Below are 17639 nucleotides of genomic sequence, written 5' to 3'. Positions count from 1 at the left end.
TTCGCCGCCGGTCTACCCTGCAGACCCATCGTCCCGGAGGAGCGGCAGATGACCGATACGACGACCCTCGGCCTCGGACCGCAGGCCGGGATCGTGGCCCGTCTCGTGGCGGGCGTCCCGGACACCGGGCTCGGGGGCCGGACGCCCTGCCCGGCGTACGCAGTCGCTGACCTGCTGGGCCACCTCGCGGGCCTCGCCGTCGCCTTCCGGGACGCCGCCCGCAAGGACCTGGGGCCCACGACGGCCACGGCCCCCGGTGCGGCCGCACCCTCCCTGTCCGCGTCCTGGCGCGCGGACCTCCCCCGGGTCCTCGACGAACTGGCCGAAGCCTGGAGGGATCCGGCAGCCCGGACCGGCATGACCCGCGCGGGCGGCGTGGACCTGCCCGGCGACGTCGCGGCCGCGGTGGCCGTCGACGAACTGGTGATCCACGGTTGGGACCTGGCCAGGGCCACCGGCCAGGAGTACGTACCCGATCAGGCCGCGTTGCGCGCCTCGTACGAGTTCCTGCTGGCTGCCGCGCAGGACGAGAGCCGGGGCGGGGGCATCTTCGGAGCCGTCGTGCCCGTACCGGACGACGCTCCGCTGCTGGACAGGGCAGTGGGGCTGAGCGGGCGCGATCCGGCCTGGACGCCGCTCACGGGGAGGACGGAGCCGTGAGCGATGCCTTCGTTTCACGCACCGTGGACGTGACGACCGGGGACCGGGAGACCGTCCACGACCTGACCGCCGCCTGCGCCTCCTTCCTGGGAGAGGTGGCACTGGGCCGGAGCGGACTCCTCAACGTCTTCACACCGCACGCGACGGCCGGACTCGCCGTCATCGAGACGGGAGCGGGCAGCGACCACGACCTCCTGGCCGCTCTGCGGTCGCTGCTGCCCGCCGACGACCGCTGGCAGCACCGGCACGGCTCCACCGGCCACGGGCGCGACCACGTGCTGCCCGCGCTGGTCCCGCCCCATGTGACGCTCCCCGTGATCGACGGTGCGCTGCGGCTGGGTACCTGGCAGTCCGTCACCCTGGTGGACACCAACCGGGACAATCCCCACCGCGAGGTCCGGCTGTCCTTCCTCGGCTGCTGACCACCGTCGGCCGCCGCCCTGCTCCGGCCTGCTCAGGCTGCCGTGACGCCGGTGACGCTGGTGACGCCCGTGACGCGGATACCCCCCGCCCGCGGCCGCAACGCGCGGCCCGCAGAGCGTCAGCGCAGGGCGGTCTCGCCCATGTGGACCGCGCGCAGGGCGCGTTCGACGGTCTCCTGCTTCTCGCCGACCGGAGCCACGTAGTCGATGACGTCGCGCGCGGCGTCCTCCCCGAGCGTCCGGGCGACCACCCAGGTGGCCAGGTACTGGGACGCCAGGCAACCGCCCGCCGTGGCGATGTTCCCCTCCGCGTGGAACGGCGCGTCCAGCACGGTGACGCCGGAGGCTTCGACGTAGGGCCGGCTCGTCATGTCGGTGCAGGCCGGCATGCCGTCCAGCAATCCGAGCCGGGCCAGCACCAGGGCGCCGGAACACTGCGCGCCGATCAGCTGTCGCGAAGGGTCCAGGACCAGCCTGGAGATCAGCCGGTCGTCGGCGACCACGTCCCGCGTCTTCACTCCGCTGCCGATCAGCACGACGTCGGCTTCGGTCACGAACTCCATCGGGCGCTGTCCCGTCACCTCGACGCCGCCCATGGACGTGACCACCGGTGTCGGCGTCGTGATGAAGGCCTCCAGGCCGTCCTTGCGGCACCGGTTGATCAGCGCGGAGGCGATGAAGCTGTCGAGCTCGTTGAACCCGTCGAAAGTGACCACGGCTACCTGCATCACGACTCCCTGACGTACGGTGGCGGATCTTGAGCCTCCCCGCTGCACGGCTGCGGGTCGAGGGCCAATCAGCGGCCGGTGGCCTTCCTTCCGCCCGTCTGCGTGTCGCAGCAGGCCTGCGGCGCGGCGTCGGCGCTCTTGCCGAGGGTGGCGGCGTCGGCCTTGCCGACGTACACCTCCCACGGCTCCTCGCCGGGGCCGGTCACCCAGACCTTGTCCTGGAGGGCGTAGCAGCAGGAGGTGTCGTTCTCCTCGAAGGTGGCCAGCCCCGCCTCCTTCAGGCGGGTCGTGGCGGCGGTGACCTCCTCGGTGGTGGCGACCTCGACGCCGAGGTGGTCGAGGCGGTGGGCTCGTCCGCCTCGCCCTCGATCAGGACGAGCTTGGCCCTGGCCCAACTGTCCGCCCTGCTCCAGATCCCCGCCGCACCCGCGAAAGCGGGTACGTGAGCACCCCGGCGCCCCTGGCCCGCCGGGCGGCGGTCGAGGCCGGCATCGACATCTCCTCCGAGATTCCGAAGGTCCTCAGGGTGAAGGCGGTGCGGTCCTCCGACGTCGTGATCACGATGGGCTGCGGCGACGCCTGCCGCCGAAGAGAGCGGGGTTACGGGAGCGGGACCACCGGGTCCGTGCCGGTGGCCGGGGAACAGCGAACGGGGCCGCCGGTGAGCCATGAGCCGTCGCCCAGGGGCACCAGTTCGTAGGGGCTGGTCACCTCGACGGCGATCTCACCGGTGACGGTGGCCGTGCGCACGTCGACCAGGTGGTAACGGAACCACTCCTCCTCATCCTGGGTCTCACCGCCCAGGACCACGACGGCGGTGTCCGGGGTCAGGTAGCCGCCGCCCCATTCCACGAACGTCTCCTCCGGGTCGTACCCGAAGGCCTCGACGGGGAGGGTGAAGAGGACCTCGCCGTCGGGGTGGCGGTGGAAGGCGACGTCCTCCTGCCCGTGGTCGACGGTCATGAACTGCTCCCCGACCGGCGCGAGGTCGATCAGACAGCGGTCCCCCCACGGGTACGCCACGAACTCCACCTCTCCGTCGGCTCCGGTCGTGCCCCGGAACACGACGGAGCCGTCCTGGCCCTCCCCGACATCGAGGTAGATGCTGCCGTCCACGGGGTGCACGTGGTGGCCGGCCCCGTGCCCCACCGTCTCCAGCTCCCGGCGGGCGAGGACCGCCCCGCTGTCGGCGTCGTACACCACCCACTGGTCCCCGCCCCCGCGTCCCGCCATCGCGTCCGGCCGGTAGACCCACACGGTCCGGCCGTCCAGGGACAGCGCGCAGCCGGGCCGGTGGCCGTGGCGTACGTCGGAGTGCGGCTCGAAGTCCGACGCCCACAGCGGGTCACCGGCGCGCGTGAGGCAGACGACGCGGTTCAGCGTCGTGTACACGACCCGCTCCAGATCGGGCCGGACCGCCGACGCGACCACCTCGTCGCCGTCCGGCGGCCGGAACACCGCGGCGGGCTCCAGCGTCCCGAGGGCCTCGGAGTCGATCACGTAGGCGTGGATCCGTCCGTCGCGGTGACGGGTGATGACCTTCAGAGGCCGGTCAGGAATCATGCGCCGAGGTTAACGACCGGCTCGGACACCCGACGAGCGGGGTCGGCACGGCCGTCGGCGGGGGGATCGGCCGGGGGCGCGGTCGTGTCGGTCGCGTCCCCGGACCGGCCGGCGCCGGAGGGCGCCCCGCGCTAAGAGGCCGTCACGGGCGGTCCTGTGGTCCGTCCGCCGGGTGCTGCGGCGCGGGCGTCGCCACCTCGTTGTAGGCCTTCCAGATCAGCGGCGGGAAGGCGCTGCCCCGCTCGGAATCGGGGCCGCCGACACCCTGCATGGGCAGCAGTCGCGGTACGTCGGGCTTCGTACGGAACATGGCGACCGAGGTGCTCAGTTCCGGCGTGGCGCCTATGTACCAGGCGGAGTTCATACGGTCGTTCGGACCGGTCTTGCCCGCCCAGGACGGCGGGCTGGTCCCCCAGCCCTTCGGTGGTCCGACGGCGTTCGAGCTCACCTGGCGGAGCGCCGCGCCGACGCGCGAGGCCGCCTCTGAGCTCATGGCCCGCCGCGGTTTGGGGTGGCCCAGGCCTTCCACCGCGACACCGTTCCGTTCGGCCTTGACCACCGAGTAGGGTTCGGTGGCCCGGCCCTGGTTGACGAAGGTCGTATAGGCGCTGGCCAGCCGCACGGCGCTGGGGGTGGAGGTACCGATCGAGAAGGTCGGCTCCAGCTTGGCCATGCTCTCCTCACGCAGTCCCGCCCCGACCGCGAGCTCCTTGACCTTCTTCAGCCCGATCCTCTTGCCGCTCTCCACGAACGGCGTGTGGTCGGAGTTCACCAGGGCCGAGTGGAGGTTCGTGGACGCCTTCGGCGGCTCTGTCGGCCTGGGTTTCAGGGGGTCCTGGTCCTGGCCCCGGTCCTGGCCCTGGTCAGCGCCCTCGGCGGACCCTTCCCCGTCTTCGAGCTCCTTCTCCATCGCGGCGGCGTACACGAAGGGTTTGAACGCCGAGGCCGCGGGCACGCCCGAGGTGTCCGCGTTGTTGGTGAAGTGCTCGATCGCGTCGGAGCCTCCGTAGACCGCGACGACCGCCCCGTCCTTGGGCCGTATCGAGGCGGCGCCGACCTGCACGTACTGGTCCTCCGCGCGCTTCTTCGGATCCAGTCGTTCCGCGCACACCTGCTCGACGGCCTTGGTCAGCGCGAGCACCTTGTCCTTCTCGAAGGTCGTGTGGACGCTGTAGCCGCCACCGGCCAGATCCTTGTCCGTGATCCCGCCGCGGCTCTTGAGGTACTTGTTGGCGATGTCGACGAGGTAGCCGATCTGCCCGGCCTGGCTGGTCGGCTTGACGGGAGACTTCGGCTCGGGGAACACCGTGTACTTCGCGCGTTCCTGGGCACTCATCGAACCCGTTGCGACCTGACGGTCCAGGATCCAGCTCCAGCGGTCCTCGGCGCGTTGACGGTTCTCGGCGCCGAGGGACGGGTCGAAGCTCTCCGCGCCCTTGAGGACAGCGGCCAGCAGGGCGCCCTGGCTGGGGTTGAGCTCATGGGCGGGGATGCCGTAGTACGCGTACGAGGCCGCCTGGATGCCGTACGCGTCCCGGCCGAACCAAGAGGTGTTGAGGTACCCCTCAAGAATCTCCGTCTTGGGCCGCTGGTTGCTGACCTTCAGGGCCAGGAAGAGTTCCTTGATCTTCCGCTGGACGGTCTGGTCCTGGCTCAGATACGTGTTCTTCACGTACTGCTGGGTGAGCGTCGAGCCGCCCTGGGTCTCCTCGCCCTTGACGATGTTGACGGCGGCGCGGCCGATGCCGGTCACCGACACCCCGGAGTCGGTGTAGAAGTCGGCGTTCTCCGCCGCGATGACGGCGTGCTGGACGAACTCGGGCACCTGGTCGAGCTTCACGTCCTGCCGGTTCACATCGCCGACGCTCACCATCCGGCTGCCGTCGGCCCAGTAGTAGAGGGTGGCCTGTCGGCGCGCGGAGTCGTGCGGGTCCGGGATCCGGACCTGTAGGTAGACGGCGGTGAAGAGGGCGGCGAGGGCGCCGGAGAAGAGCAGGAACAGGCCGGAGGTCAGCTTCCAGGACGGTGTCCAGCGCCGCCATCCCCGCCGGCCGCGCCTGGGGAAGTCGATGAGGCGGCGACGCGCCTTCCGGGCCGCTCTCCTGCGGCTCTTCGCCCGGCCGGCGGCGCGCCGCGTGCGTTTCGGGCCTTCCGTCCGCTCCGGGCTTCCGGTTTCGTCCGTGGCACCTCGGTCCGCGCGGTGTTTGCGGGGCAGCCTCATGGGGGATGCGGACCTCCTCGATCGCGAACCGTCACCTCGGGGGCGGTGACGGAATCGACCGAGAAGATGATCAAACCCCCTTCGGGGTTGGGCCGTTCATGAAATCTTCATATCCGGCCCGGGGCCCGAGGAGTGGCGGATCGTCAACTCGTCCGTTTGATCTCGGTTTGGGCCGGGGGCTTGATGTGAGGTAGCGACGATCGGCGGCGACGGACGGCCCCTCTGCCCCTGGCCGCGTCTCCCCCTGGCCGCGCGCGCCATCGGCTCCACCGCATCATGCTGCGGAAGTGTGCGTACCGCTCCCAGTCGGAGTACCGGGTACGGGGGCGCCTCGGGCAGCATCCTGACCATCGTGGTGAACATGAAGGGCCGCGGGGCGACCCTTCCGCAGGCGGTGGGCGGCGGCGGGCCGGCAGCGAGCGCATCGTCGAGCAGCGGGAAGGCCCCGTCCCGTCCCGTCGCCGGATCCCGCCGCACCGGCCTCCGGCGCACGGCCAGGCTGGCGTCGCCGGCTGCGGACATGCAAGCGCTCGGCAGCAGCCGACTGACGGTCCTGTGCCCGGAGGTCGGCCGACGACGGGGCGCCGTCGGCGCCCGATCTACTTGCCGGGGCGTCCGAGCTGGTGGACGGTCCAGCCGGCGGTGCGCCAGGGGGCGGGGTCGAGGGTGGTACGGCAGTCGACGATCAGGGGGTTGGCGGGGCGGTCCACGAGAGCCTCGGGGGTGGCCTGCCGGTATTCGGGCCATTCGGTGGCCAGGACGACGAGGTCCGCGCCGTCGAGGGAGGCGGGCAGGTCGTCGGCGTAGTCGAGCTCCGGGTTGCGGATCACGGCCGTGGGCACGGCCTGTGGGTCGTGGACCGTGACGGCGGCGCCGGCCTGCTGGAGGGCGTGGGCGAGGGCGAGGGCCGGGGATTCGCGGACGTCGTTGGTGCCGGGCTTGAACGCCGCTCCCCACACCGTGACGCGGGCGCCCTTGAGGGGGCGCTCGCCCAGGGCGCGGACGATGAGGTCCATGGCGACGTCGGTGCGGGTTTCGTTGATCTTCTCGGCGGCGCGCAGGAGGTCGGCTGCCCCGGTGACGCCGAGCCGGCGGGCGGAGGCGGTGAACGCCCGGACGTCCTTGGGGAGGCAGCCGCCTCCGTAGCCGATGCCCGGGTGCATGCCGCCGCTGCCGATGCGGGAGTCGATGCCGAGGATCTCCACGATCTGCGAGATGTCGCCGCCAGCGGCCTCGCACATGTCGGCGACGGCGTTGATGTAGCTGATCTTCAGGCCCAGGAAGGTGTTCGCGGCTCCCTTGGCGAGCTCGGCGGTCTGGGGGTCGGTGACGAACAGGGGTACGCCCGCGTCGAGGATGGGGGCGTAGACGGTGCGGATCGCCTTCTCGGCCTCGGCGGTGGTGAGGCCGGCGATGAGGCGGTCGGGGCGGAGGGTGTCCTCGACGGCATGGCCTTCGCGGAGGAACTCGGGGTTCCACACCACTTCCACGCGTTCACCGGCGGGAGCCAGGCGCTGGGCGAGGGCGGTGACCTGGCTGGTGGTGCCGACCGTGACCGTGCTCTTCCCGACGATCGTGCACGGCCGCCCCAGGTGGGGTGCGAGCCCGCGGATCGCGCCGTAGACCTGTGCGGTGTCGTAGGAGCGGCCGTCGGCGTCGATGGGGGTACCGACACCGATGAAGTGCAGCTCGGCGAAGTCGGCGGCCTCGCGGATGTCGGTGGTGAACCGCAGGCGCCCGCCGCCGGTGTGGCGGACGAGGAGCTCGGGCAGGCCGGTCTCGTAGATGGGGCACTCGCCGGCGTTGAGCCGGTCGACCTTGGCCCGGTCGACGTCGACGCCGATGACCTCGTGGCCCAGTTCGGCCATCGCCGCCGCGTGCGGGATGCCGAGGTGGCCGCAGCCGATCACTGAAACGCGCATTCCTGACCCTCTCCTTGGAGCGTCGGCCCCGAAGGGCCGGGGAACTGGCGCAGAGGCTACTGCTGTTCCCCGGCACCGGGTGTCCACCGGAGAGAAGTCATACCGCTTGCGGAGCCGGGTCGTCGGTCGAGGTCAGCGGGAAAACCGATTCTTGGCGGGCGGCGCGGAGCCGGACCGGCCGGCCGAGGGTGTCGGTGAAGTACAGGCAGGCGTACGAGGTGGAGCGGGCGACGGTCTCGACGTACTGCGCGGGCGGCAGCCGGCCGGGCGGCGTCGCGATCACGCGGTGGTCTCCTTCCGGGTGCGCTGGCCGGGGACGGTGCGGTCGTTCTGCAGTTCGAGGAGCTCGCGGAAGAGTCCCTCCGCCCCGGACAGTTCGGCGAAGGTGCCTTCCTGGACGACCCGGCCGTGGTCGAGGACGACGATGCGGTCCGCGACGGCGACGTTGGCGAGGCGGTGGGTGACCAGGACCACGGCGCGGTCACGGGCGGCCCGGCGCAGGTTGGCGAAGATGCGGTGTTCGGCGCGGGGGTCGAGGGCGGAGGTGGGTTCGTCGAGGACCAGGAGGGCGGCGGGCCGGTAGAAGGCGCGGGCCAGGGCGACGCGCTGCCACTGGCCGCCGGAGAGTTCGGCGCCGTTGAGCCACTCGCGGGCCAGGAGGGTGGAGAGGCCCGCGCGGAGTTCGTGCACGACCTCGTCGGCACCGGCAGCGGCGGCGGCTTCCCAGACGTCTTTCTCGTCGTCGCTGCGGGGCTGCCCGAGGGTGATGTTGTCGCGGGCGGTCATCGGCCAGCAGGAGAAGTCCTGCGGTACGAGGGAGACGTGCTTCCAGGCCGCGTGGGGGTCGAGCGCGGTCGTGGGGTGCCCGTCCCAGGTGACCGTGCCGGCGGTGGGGAGGTGGAGGCGGGTGAGGAGCTTGGAGAGGGTGCTCTTGCCGGATCCGTTCTCGCCGACCAGGGCGACGATCTCGCCGGTGCGGACGGTGAAGTCGATGCCGTCGAGGGCGTTGCGGTCGGCGCCCTCGTAGCGGTAGACGAGGTTCTCGGTGCGGATCTCGCGCGGGGCGCCGGGGACGGCCTCCCCGGCGGTGAGGCGGTAGCCGCCGGTCTCCTCCAGGAACGTCGACCAGTCGTCCATGTACATGCCGGTACGGAAGATCATGGCAGCGTTGCGGACGACGCCCTGCACCGAGCCGGTGACCGTGCGCAGCGCGAGCACGGCGGTTCCGGCGGCGGCGACGGTGAGGTGGCCGGTGGCGAGGAGGGCGACCAGGACCCCCCAGACGACGGCGGAGGCCAGGCCGCCGCCGAGGGCGCCGAGGAAGGCCATGCGGGCGCCTTCGGTGACGGCCTGGCGGTGGACGGCGGTGACCCGGTCGGTGAGGTGGCGGTACTTGCCGAGGAGGAAGGGCGCCATGGTCCCGGCGCGGATCTGGTCGGCGGAGTGCCGGTCGGCGAGGTGCCAGCGCAGGACGCCGATCATGCGGCCGTGGCCGGTCGTCTTCACGGCGGCCAGGTAGGTGACGCGGGCGCTGTGGACCTGGGCGATGCCCTGGGGGAGGCTCGCGAGGACCAGGAACGGCAGGAGGAGGGGGTGGAGGGTGCCGAGGACGACGGCGCCGGCGAGGAGGGAGGCGAGGGCTGCGAGGAGGTCCTGGCCCTCCTCGATGATGTCCTTGGAGACGACGGCGCCGCGTTCGGCGTTGTCCCACCGGTCCTTGAAGCCGGGGCTGTCGTAGGCGGCGAGTTCGCTGCCGGTGGCCGCGTCGAGCAGCATCAGCTCGTACTCCTGCTGGAGCAGGGGCGAGATGCGGGAGGACAGCCACGTGACCACGATGTAGAGGGTGGCCCTGATCCCGGCCGCGGCGGCGAGCACCGCGACGGAGGGCCACGCCTGCCACAGCCGGTCGGTGATGTTCCCCGAGGAGATGAGCGCGGTGATCGTCGAGGTGGTCGCGAACAGGCCCAGGGCCGCCGCGATGCCGGAGACGACCTGGCAGGCCAGGAGCCCGGCCACGGACGCCCGGTCGACGCGCCAGGCGATCGACAGGGAGCGCTTCATCAGGTGCGGGAGACGCCGGGCCATGTGGCGCAGCGTGATGTACTTCGCCGCCTCCCAGCGGGTGTCGCCGTCCCACGAGAAGTCGATCTCCTCGTCCGCCCGTACTCCACTGTCCTCGCCGGTCATCGGATACGCCTCCGTGAGTGAGGGGGAGGGTCAAGACTCCTTCCGGAACGGATCGTTCGGAAGACCCCGGTACGGCGATCACCCGAAGGTGTCACCGTCCGTGCCTGTCGTCCGTGGGCCCAGGACCGGTCCCGGGTCTCAACGGGAGGCCTACGGCCGCTGCGCTCCTGCGGTGCGGCCGGCTCCGGCGGTCAGCCGCGCACGTGCAGCCCGAATCCCGTGCGGCCGGCGGGCTCCAGACCCTCCTTCAGGTGCAGCGAGGGGATCTCGTAGTCGCCGAAGTTCTGCTTTCGGAACGCGATCGGCTCGGTCGACTCCAGGGTGAGCAGGCGCCGCTGCCAGGCCTCGGCGACCGGCGCGTACTCCTCGTCCGTCATCCTGTCCACGGCGTGCAGCACGAACGGCGGCAGCACCTCGATGCCCGGGTAGTAGAGGATGCCGTGGTGGATCGGGAACAGCAGGTCGTCGATGGGGCCGTTGATCCCGCGGGCGGAGTAGTGCGACTCCGGCCCGCCGACGGTCACCGACAGCAGGGCCCTCCTGCCCGCGAGGGTGCCTTCGCCGAAGCGCTCGCCGTACTTGGTGTCGCTGTGCTCGCCGACGCCGTACGCGAAGCGGTAGGTGAACACCCGGTCCACCCAGCCCTTGAGGATCGCGGGCATGCCGTACCACCACAGCGGGAACTGGAAGATGATCGTGTCGGCCCACAGCAGCTTCTCCTGCTCGGCGAGGACGTCCGGCGTGAGCGTCCCGGCGTCGAAGGCCCGGCCCGAGTCCAGGGCGACCTTCAGCGGACTCGACGCGGCGGGGCCGTAGTCCGCGGCGTCCACGACCGCCTTCCAGTCCATCGCGTACAGGTCGCTCACCCGCACCTCGTGCCCGGCGGCCTCCAGGGTGGACACGGCGAGGTCCTTGAGCGAGCTGTTGAGCGACTTCGGCTCGGGGTGGGCGTGGACGATCAGCGTCTTCACGGGAACTCCTTCGGATCGGATGCCTTCGATCCTGGGCGACGCGGCGCCCGGCGTTCAGGGGCTCCTCTTCCATCGGACCGGGGTTCCTGGTATCGGCAGGGCCACCCTCACGGGCATCTCCGAGGCCATACTGGGGACATGGACGATCTTGCGGGTTTCCTGCGGACCAGGCGTTCCCGGGTCGACCCGGCGGCCGTCGGCATACCCGTCGACAGCCGCCGCCGGGTCGAAGGGCTGCGCCGCGAAGAGGTCGCGCACCTGTCCGGAGTCAGCGTCGACTACTACGTGCGCCTGGAGCAGGGCCGCGCGACCCAGCCCTCCGATCAGGTCCTCGACGCGCTCGCCCGCGTCCTCGGCCTCGACGAGACCGAACGCGGGCACCTCTGCCGGCTCGCCCGGCAGCGCGGGCGGCGCGCGAAGTCGCCGGGCGGGCGGGTCCGGCCGGAACTGCTGCGCGTCCTCGACCTGGTCACCGGCGCACCCGCGCTGATCATGGACCACCGTCTGGACGTGCTCGCCGGGAACCGCCTCGCCGGGCTGCTCTTCGGCCGGCCGCTGCCGGGCCTGAACATCGCCAGGCACATCTTTCTGGAGGAGGACGAGCGCGGCCTCTACGCGGACTGGGAGAAATGCACCCTCGACGTGGTCGGGCACCTGCGCCTGGCCGCCGGGAAGTACCCCGAGGACCCCCGACTGGCCTCGCTCGTCGGCGAGCTGGCGATGGGCAGCGAGCGCTTCCGCCGCCTGTGGGCCCGCGCGGACGTGCGCGCCCGTACGCACGGACGCAAGGCGTACCGGCACCCGCTGGTTGGACTGCTGGAACTGCACCAGGAGAACTTCGCGCTGCCGGACGAATCGGGAGTGGAACTGCTGGTCCTGTCCGCGGCCCCCGGCAGCCCCGCCGAGGACGGGCTGCGCCTGCTCGCGGGCCTGGGCGAGGGCCTGGGCGCGGACAGCGGCGAAGCGTCGCATCCCCCGGCGAACGCCCGGCTCCGCGAGTGACCCGACGCCGCCCGCCCTCCGGCCGGCGTGGGACCCCGCGGCGGGGCCCGGCCCGGCCGCGGAGCTCCGCGTTCCACGTATCGCGTACCGCGTACGCCGTCCTGCCGCGCTCAGTCCGTCGGCCGATCCGGCGCGGTCCGCCCGTCGCAGAAGACCTCCTTGACGAGCCGCTGCTTCACCTTCTCGAACGTCCGGACCGTGGCGGCCAGGTCGAGCTCCGCGTCCCCGCAGGTCACCGAGCCGGTCAGGGTCCTGCTGCCGTCGGGGGTGCTGTACATCAGCGCCGCCCAGCCCCAGAAGCCGCCGTTGTGCTGGAAGATGGTGCCGCCGTCGTCCGTCTTCTCCACGAACACCCCCAGGCCGTAGCCCATCTTGGGGTGCGGCGTGCGCATCTCGGCCAGCAGCGGGGCCGGCAGGAGCCTGCCGCCCATCAGCGCGGAGAAGAAGGTGTGCAGGTCCCGGGTGGTCGAGATCATGTCACCGGCGGCGGAGATCCAGGAGGGGTTGAAGCGGGTGGTGTCGGCCACCGTCCACCGGCCGGCATCCTCGTACCCGTAGTAGCCGTGGGCGTGCGGCTCGGGGATCTCCGGTGAGGCCTCCGGCATCACGGTGCCGGTCAGCCCGAGCGGATCCAGCACCAGCCGGCGCATCTCCTCGGCGTAGGGACGGCCGGTGACCTTCTCGATCAGCAGCCTGGCCAGTACGTAGTTGGTGTTGGAGTAGCTCCAGTCCGTCCCCGGCTCGAACCGCGCCGGCCGGGACAGCGCGGGCCGTACCAGCTCCTCCGGCCGGTAGGTGCGGGACCGGTTCTCCATCCACTCCTTGCCGATCCCGGGGACCCCACCGGGCACGACCGTCCCGTCGTCGTAGACCTCCCCGGTGAAGCTGAACAATCCGCTGGTGTGCTGCAGCAGCATCCGTACGGTGATCCGTCGGTCCAGCCCGAAGCCGGGCAGGTGGTCGTCCGCCGGTGAGTCCAGCCCGATCCTTCCCTCCGCGACCAGCCGCAGCACCAGGGTCGCCGTGAAGGTCTTGGTGATGCTGCCGATCCGGAAGTGCCCGTCGGCGGGGGGCCCGGCCGCCCCGCCCAGCTCGCGCACCCCGGCGGCGGCGGCCCATTCGCCCCGCTCGTCGTTCACCCGCAGCTGCATTCCGGCGAAACCGGAGTCGACGATCTCCTGGATGGCCTCGCGCAGCTCGGGGCGATCCGGCCCGGCGGCGGCGGTCTCGACGGTGTGGAGGGACTCGTTCATGGTCGTTCCTCGTCTCTCGGAAGCAGGTGTCCGGCACGGCTCGGCGGCGCGGCGGTGACCCTGACGGCCACCGGCCCCGTCGAAGCGGCCATGCGAGGAGCGTGCACCCTGACCCAGGGTCAACCTCAAGCCCTGTCCGACCCTTGAGGCAACCGGCACCGGTCGCAAGGGGTGACGGGGTCCGAACGGATGCGCGCTACCCTCGCCCCTGGGACCGCCCGCGGCCCATGACCGCGAGGCGGGCGTGCGGGCCACCGGCGAGCACGCCCGCTCCCGGGCGAGACCTACGATCCGGAGGTGCACCGAGCCGATGGCAGACGGGCTCACGATCGGTCAGGCGGCGGCGTACGTCGGCGTCACGATCAAGACGGTGCGGCACTATCACCGGCTCGGCCTGGTCGCCGAGCCGGAACGCGACGGTTCCGGCTACCGGCGTTACGGGTCGGCCGACCTGCTGCGGCTGGTCCAGGTACGGACGCTGGCCGGGGCGGGCATACCGCTGGCCGAGATCGGTGGGCTGATCGACGCCGGTCCCGAGCGGTTCGCCGCCACCCTGGAGGACGTCCGCCGTCGGCTCACCGAACAGATCGAAGACCTGACCGCGCGGCGCGACACACTGCACCGGCTCGCCCACGGCGACCGGGCCCTGCTGCCCGACCGGGCCTGCGCGGTCCTGGACCGGCTCGCCGGTCTCGGGTTCGGCGCCGACTACGCGGCCACGCAGCGGGAGGCGTTGGTGCTGGCCCGGGCGCTGGTACCGGAGGTCTTCGACAGCTTCCTCGCCCAGCTCGAACGGTGGCTCGACGACCCCGGATGGATCGAGCTGACCCAGCGCGGCTGGGAGGCGATGTCCTGGGATCCGGACGACCCCCGGATCGACGCGCTGGCGTCGGAGCTGGCCGACAGGCTGCTGGCCGAGCGCGAGCGGCTGGCGATGCCGGACGGGTTCCGCAGCCGGTCCGACACCGCCTCCCGCTACGGGCTGGTCAACCACCACCGGGAAGAGCGGTCGCCCGCCCTCGTGCGGCTGAACGCCCTGGTCGAGGCGAACCTGCGCGCGGCCGGCATCGACGTCCCGCGTCAGTGAGGGCCGTACCGCGCACGAACCCCGTCCGGCTCAGGCGGGCCGGCGCCAGTCCGGGTCCAGGCGGTCGGCCAATCCGGCGGCGGTGAACGCGGCTTCCAGTTCGGCGTGGCCCTCGGTGAAGTGGGCCCAGCTGTCGCAGTGGACGGGAACGACGCGACGGGCGCCGAGGATCCGGGTGGCCTCGGCGGCCTGGGCGCTGTCCAGGACGAGCAGGCGGCCGTCGAAGCGCACCGGGAAGCGGGGGGCTCCGGCGAAGAGCACGGCGGTGTCCACCCGGGCGAAGCGCCCGGCGATCTCCTTGACCGCGTCGAGCGATGCGTTGTCGCCGCTGACGTAGACGGTGGGCAGGCCTTCGCCGGTCAGGACGAAGCCGACGACCTGGCCGACGACCGGCTCGACCTCCTCGCGCGCCCCGGGTCCGTGTACGGCGGGTACGCCGGTCACGGTGACCGTGCCGCCACCGGGGCGGTCCAGCTCGACGGATTCCCAGTCGGCCAGGCCCTTGGCCCTCCCACCGAGGCGCTTTCCGCCTCCGGGGGTGGTGAGGGTGAGCGGCACGTCGGCGAGCAGGGCCCGGCCGGAGTGGTCGAGGTTGTCGGGGTGTTCGTCGTGCGAAAGCAGGACCACGTCAATGGCGCCGAGGTCGCCGGGGGCGGCGGCGGAGGGGGCGGTCTTGGTGAGCGTCGTGCCGGGTACCGGGTAGTCGCCGGGGCCGTCGAACGTCGGGTCGGTCAGGAAGCGCAGGCCGCCGTACTCGAAGAGGGCGGTCGGGCCGCCGAGGACGCGGACGGGGAAATGGTCGGTCGATGCGGGCGCAGCGGACACGAGAGAACACCTCACGGATAGATTCGGATGAACCGTGAGATGAAGGTAGCCGTTTCTCACGGATGGCCGCAAGCCGTAACATGAGGAACATGAAGGAGTCCGTACGGGAAGAACCCCTCGTGCCGCCCGCCCAGGGCGAGGAGGAGCACATCTCCCTCGCCCTCGCCAACAGCGCCGTCGCACGGCCCGGCGGGCACACCCTCGATCTCCTGGGCACTCCCGCACAGGCCAACCACTGGCTGACGGAACGCGGTCTCGCCCCGGCCGACGCCGGCATGCGGGAGATGTGCACGGCGCAACTGCGCGCGCTGCGCGAACAGATCAGGTCGTTGTTCGCGGCCCGCGCCGCCGGGCTCCCCGCCCTCCCCGCCGCCGTCCGGGCCGTCAACGACGCGATGACCCGCGTCCCGACCGCCCCACTGCTGGCCTGGGACGACGAGAACGGCCCCTACCGCGCCACCACCCACCCCACCACCGCGATCGTCGACCACGCCCTGGCGGCCCTCGCCGCCGACGCCGCCGACCTCCTCACCTCCCCGGACGCCGAACGCCTCACCGCCTGCGGCTCCGCCCCCTGCAACCGCTACCTGCTGCGCCACGGCCGCCGCCAGTGGTGCTCGACCCGCTGCGGCGACCGGGCCCGCGCCGCCCGCGCGTACGCCCGCCGCACATCGGTCGACAGCAATACTTAATACCCGTGCAGCAATCGGCCACTTCTGCTTGCGACGGCAGGTGCCGAGGATGGGGGCATGCAAAGGATCTGTGTCATCGGCGGAAGCCGATACTTCGGAAAGCTCCTGGTGAAGCGCCTGCAAACGGACGGCCACCAGGTCACGGTGATCAACCGTGGCTCCACCCCACCGCCCGCCGGCGTCGAGCACCTGGTCGTCGACCGCAACGACGAGGCGGCCCTCGTCGCCGTACTCGGTGCCCGCACCTTCGACGTGGTGGTCGATCAGGTCTGCTACACCCCCGTGCAGGCAGCGATCGCCGCCCGCGCCTTCGCCGGCCGCACCCGGCGCTACGTCATGACCTCCACGATCGAGGTCTACGACCCGGCGGGCGCCGTACTGCCGGACCCGGCGGGCGCTCCGGTCCCGGAGGAGAACGTGGACCCGGGTGCCTGGCCGGTGGCCATGGACCTGCCCTGGCACGACGAGGCCTACCTGGAGGCGCACTACGCCGAGGGCAAGCGCCAGGCCGAGGCCGTCTTCACCCGCGCCGGCGGCTTCGCGTTCGCCTCCGTACGCAGCGCACACGTACTCGGCGGCGGAGAACGGGAATTCACCGGCCGGCTGGCGCACTACACCCGGCGCATCGCCCACGGCGAAGAGATCACCGTGCACGCGGGGGCACTGCCCACGGTGTTCATCCACTACGCGGAACTGGCCGACCTGCTGCGGTGGGCGGCGACCGGCAGCGATTTCACCGGCCCGCTCAACGCCTGCTCCGACGGCCTGCTCGACGTGCGCGACCTGGCCGTGGCCGTCGCCGCACAGACCGGCCGGGAGCCCGTCTACCGCACCGCCGCGGCGGGCGGGACCGCCTCACCGTTCTCCTTCGACCGCCACTACGCCATGAGCAATGCCCGCGCGAAGGAACTGGGCTTCGCCTTCTCCCGCACGGCCGACTGGCTGCCCGGCGCCGTCGCCGAAGCCCTCGCCCCGTCCGCTGCCCCCACCACCTGAGGAAACAGACGCCTGCGAAGCCGAGCGGACGGCCGCGGCCGCCTCCGGCGCGAGCGAGCCGCCACCGAGCGCGAGGGCGCCCGTGGACGCCCGGACACCGGGGTCGTAGAGGAAACCGTCGGGGGAGGTGGCGGCTGCGCCGGTTCAGGGCCGAGGCGGGTGCGTGGCGAGCCAGTGGCGTGCGATCTGTTCGCGCGTGGCCACCCACGCGCCGCCCCGCCGCGCGACGTGCTCCAGGAAGCCGTCGAGGGCGCGGATGCGGCCCGGCCGGCCGATGATGCGGCAGTGCAGCCCGACGCTCATCATGCGCGGCCGGTCGGCGCCCTCGGCATGGAGCGCGTCGAAGGTGTCGATGAGGTAGGTGAGCATGTCGTCGGCGGTGGTGAAGCCGTGGACGATGAGGAACTTGAAGTCGTTCGCGTCGAGGGTGTACGGCACCACCAGGTGCGGGCGTCCGGCCGCTTCGACGTAGAACGGCAGGTCGTCGGAGTAGTCGTCGGAGTCGTAGAGGAAGCCTCCCTCCTCGGCGACGAGGCTCCGCGTGCGGGGGCTCGTGCGGCCGGTGTACCAGCCGACGGGCCTGCGTCCGACGAGCCGCTCGATCGTCGCCACGGAGTGCGCGATGTCGGTGCGCTCCACGTCCTCGGGAACGTGGCGGTAGTCGATCCAGCGCCGGCCGTGGCCCGCGACCTCCCAGCCGGCGGCGCCCATCGCCCGCGCCGCTTGCGGATTGCGTTCGAGCGCCTGCGCCACGGCGTACACGGTGACCGGCGCGCCGTGCGCCGCGAGCGTGCGGTGCACGCGCCAGAACCCGGCGCGCGCACCGTAGGCGAACAGGGACTCGACGTTCAGGTCTCGCCCGCCGACGACGGGCGGCGCGCCGACGAGTTCGTGGAGGAAGCCTTCCGAGGCGGGATCGCCGTCCAGGACGTTCTGTTCACCGCCCTCCTCGTAGTTGAGGACGAGGCTGACGGCGACGCGTGCGCCACCGGGCCAGGCGGCGTGCGGCGGCTCGGCGCCGTAGCCGACGAGGTCGCGTTGCTGCTGCTCGGACACGGGCGGCACCCTACCGCCGATGGCGCGTCGGGCGCGGAACCTCGCCCCCGGGGC

General features: G+C 72.1%; 16 protein-coding genes and 2 pseudogenes. 7 read left to right on the top strand and 11 right to left on the bottom strand.

Features of this window, described 5'->3' with window-relative positions:
- Nucleotides 1-48 precede the first annotated feature (48 nt).
- The gene (locus tag ACEPPI_RS06120) at nucleotides 49-660 is read left to right on the top strand and encodes a TIGR03086 family metal-binding protein (protein ID WP_373914197.1); all 612 of its coding nucleotides are present in this window, start codon (nucleotides 49-51) and stop codon (nucleotides 658-660) included.
- A complete protein-coding gene (locus ACEPPI_RS06115) occupies nucleotides 657-1082 on the top strand; it encodes a secondary thiamine-phosphate synthase enzyme YjbQ (RefSeq protein WP_373914196.1) in 426 nt (141 codons plus the stop codon). Before ACEPPI_RS06120 ends, ACEPPI_RS06115 begins: the two co-directional genes overlap by 4 nt.
- Before the next feature lie 119 nt (nucleotides 1083-1201).
- On the opposite strand, the gene ACEPPI_RS06110 is transcribed toward ACEPPI_RS06115, so the two are convergent.
- Nucleotides 1202-1810, bottom strand: coding sequence for a DJ-1/PfpI family protein (locus tag ACEPPI_RS06110; protein WP_373914195.1), 609 nt, complete (start codon nucleotides 1808-1810; stop codon nucleotides 1202-1204).
- Nucleotides 1811-1878: 68 nt separating this feature from the next.
- A pseudogene (locus ACEPPI_RS06105) lies at nucleotides 1879-2192 on the bottom strand (ArsI/CadI family heavy metal resistance metalloenzyme); the annotation flags it as partial.
- A gap of 90 nt (nucleotides 2193-2282) precedes the next feature.
- Between ACEPPI_RS06105 and ACEPPI_RS06100 the strand changes: the two are divergent.
- Nucleotides 2283-2393: pseudogene (locus ACEPPI_RS06100) on the top strand (phosphotyrosine protein phosphatase); the annotation flags it as partial.
- 17 nt (nucleotides 2394-2410) lie between these two features.
- On the opposite strand, the gene ACEPPI_RS06095 reads toward ACEPPI_RS06100, so the two are convergent.
- From ACEPPI_RS06095 to ACEPPI_RS06070, 6 genes are all read right to left on the bottom strand, one after another.
- Nucleotides 2411-3373, bottom strand: a complete 963-nt coding sequence (locus ACEPPI_RS06095) for a hypothetical protein (protein WP_373914194.1) — start codon at nucleotides 3371-3373, stop codon at nucleotides 2411-2413.
- A gap of 142 nt (nucleotides 3374-3515) precedes the next feature.
- On the bottom strand, nucleotides 3516-5594 hold the full coding sequence (locus tag ACEPPI_RS06090) for a transglycosylase domain-containing protein (protein ID WP_373914193.1): 2079 nt from the start codon (nucleotides 5592-5594) through the stop codon (nucleotides 3516-3518).
- A gap of 599 nt (nucleotides 5595-6193) precedes the next feature.
- Nucleotides 6194-7516, bottom strand: coding sequence for a UDP-glucose/GDP-mannose dehydrogenase family protein (locus tag ACEPPI_RS06085; RefSeq protein WP_373914192.1), 1323 nt, complete (start codon nucleotides 7514-7516; stop codon nucleotides 6194-6196).
- Between the two features lie 97 nt (nucleotides 7517-7613).
- A complete protein-coding gene (locus ACEPPI_RS06080; protein ID WP_373914191.1) occupies nucleotides 7614-7799 on the bottom strand; it encodes a hypothetical protein in 186 nt (61 codons plus the stop codon).
- Complete coding sequence (locus ACEPPI_RS06075; RefSeq protein WP_373914190.1) at nucleotides 7796-9703, bottom strand: ABC transporter ATP-binding protein; 1908 nt, start codon at nucleotides 9701-9703, stop codon at nucleotides 7796-7798. The genes ACEPPI_RS06080 and ACEPPI_RS06075 overlap by 4 nt, the downstream gene beginning before the upstream one ends.
- A gap of 191 nt (nucleotides 9704-9894) precedes the next feature.
- The gene (locus ACEPPI_RS06070) at nucleotides 9895-10674 is read right to left on the bottom strand and encodes an NAD(P)H-dependent oxidoreductase (protein WP_373914189.1); all 780 of its coding nucleotides are present in this window, start codon (nucleotides 10672-10674) and stop codon (nucleotides 9895-9897) included.
- A gap of 138 nt (nucleotides 10675-10812) precedes the next feature.
- Here ACEPPI_RS06070 and ACEPPI_RS06065 point away from each other — a divergent pair, with 138 nt between their 5' ends.
- Entirely contained in the window at nucleotides 10813-11676 is an 864-nt protein-coding gene (locus ACEPPI_RS06065) for a helix-turn-helix transcriptional regulator (RefSeq protein ID WP_373914188.1), read from the top strand.
- A gap of 110 nt (nucleotides 11677-11786) precedes the next feature.
- Here the strand turns inward: ACEPPI_RS06065 and ACEPPI_RS06060 are convergent, their stop codons facing one another.
- Nucleotides 11787-12929: a serine hydrolase domain-containing protein gene (locus ACEPPI_RS06060; protein ID WP_373914187.1), complete on the bottom strand. Its 1143-nt coding sequence runs from the start codon at nucleotides 12927-12929 to the stop codon at nucleotides 11787-11789.
- Nucleotides 12930-13239: 310 nt separating this feature from the next.
- Between ACEPPI_RS06060 and ACEPPI_RS06055 the strand changes: the two genes are divergently transcribed.
- The gene (locus ACEPPI_RS06055) at nucleotides 13240-14016 is read left to right on the top strand and encodes a MerR family transcriptional regulator (RefSeq protein ID WP_373914186.1); all 777 of its coding nucleotides are present in this window, start codon (nucleotides 13240-13242) and stop codon (nucleotides 14014-14016) included.
- A 30-nt stretch (nucleotides 14017-14046) separates the two neighbouring features.
- On the opposite strand, the gene ACEPPI_RS06050 is transcribed toward ACEPPI_RS06055, so the two are convergent.
- Complete coding sequence (locus ACEPPI_RS06050) at nucleotides 14047-14841, bottom strand: MBL fold metallo-hydrolase (protein ID WP_373914185.1); 795 nt, start codon at nucleotides 14839-14841, stop codon at nucleotides 14047-14049.
- Nucleotides 14842-14930: 89 nt separating this feature from the next.
- Here ACEPPI_RS06050 and ACEPPI_RS06045 point away from each other — a divergent pair, with 89 nt between their 5' ends.
- On the top strand, nucleotides 14931-15533 hold the full coding sequence (locus ACEPPI_RS06045) for an ABATE domain-containing protein (RefSeq protein ID WP_373914184.1): 603 nt from the start codon (nucleotides 14931-14933) through the stop codon (nucleotides 15531-15533).
- A gap of 57 nt (nucleotides 15534-15590) precedes the next feature.
- A complete protein-coding gene (locus ACEPPI_RS06040) occupies nucleotides 15591-16529 on the top strand; it encodes an NAD-dependent epimerase/dehydratase family protein (protein ID WP_373914183.1) in 939 nt (312 codons plus the stop codon).
- Between the two features lie 144 nt (nucleotides 16530-16673).
- Here ACEPPI_RS06040 and puuE read toward each other — a convergent pair whose 3' ends face one another.
- Nucleotides 16674-17594, bottom strand: coding sequence for an allantoinase PuuE (gene puuE / locus ACEPPI_RS06035; RefSeq protein WP_373914182.1), 921 nt, complete (start codon nucleotides 17592-17594; stop codon nucleotides 16674-16676).
- Between the last annotated feature and the right edge of the window lie 45 nt (nucleotides 17595-17639).

The organism is Streptomyces sp. AB3(2024), assembly GCF_041862025.1.
Taxonomy (GTDB): Bacteria; Actinomycetota; Actinomycetes; order Streptomycetales; family Streptomycetaceae; genus Streptomyces.
This window is presented reverse-complemented; position numbering and strand designations above follow the sequence as displayed.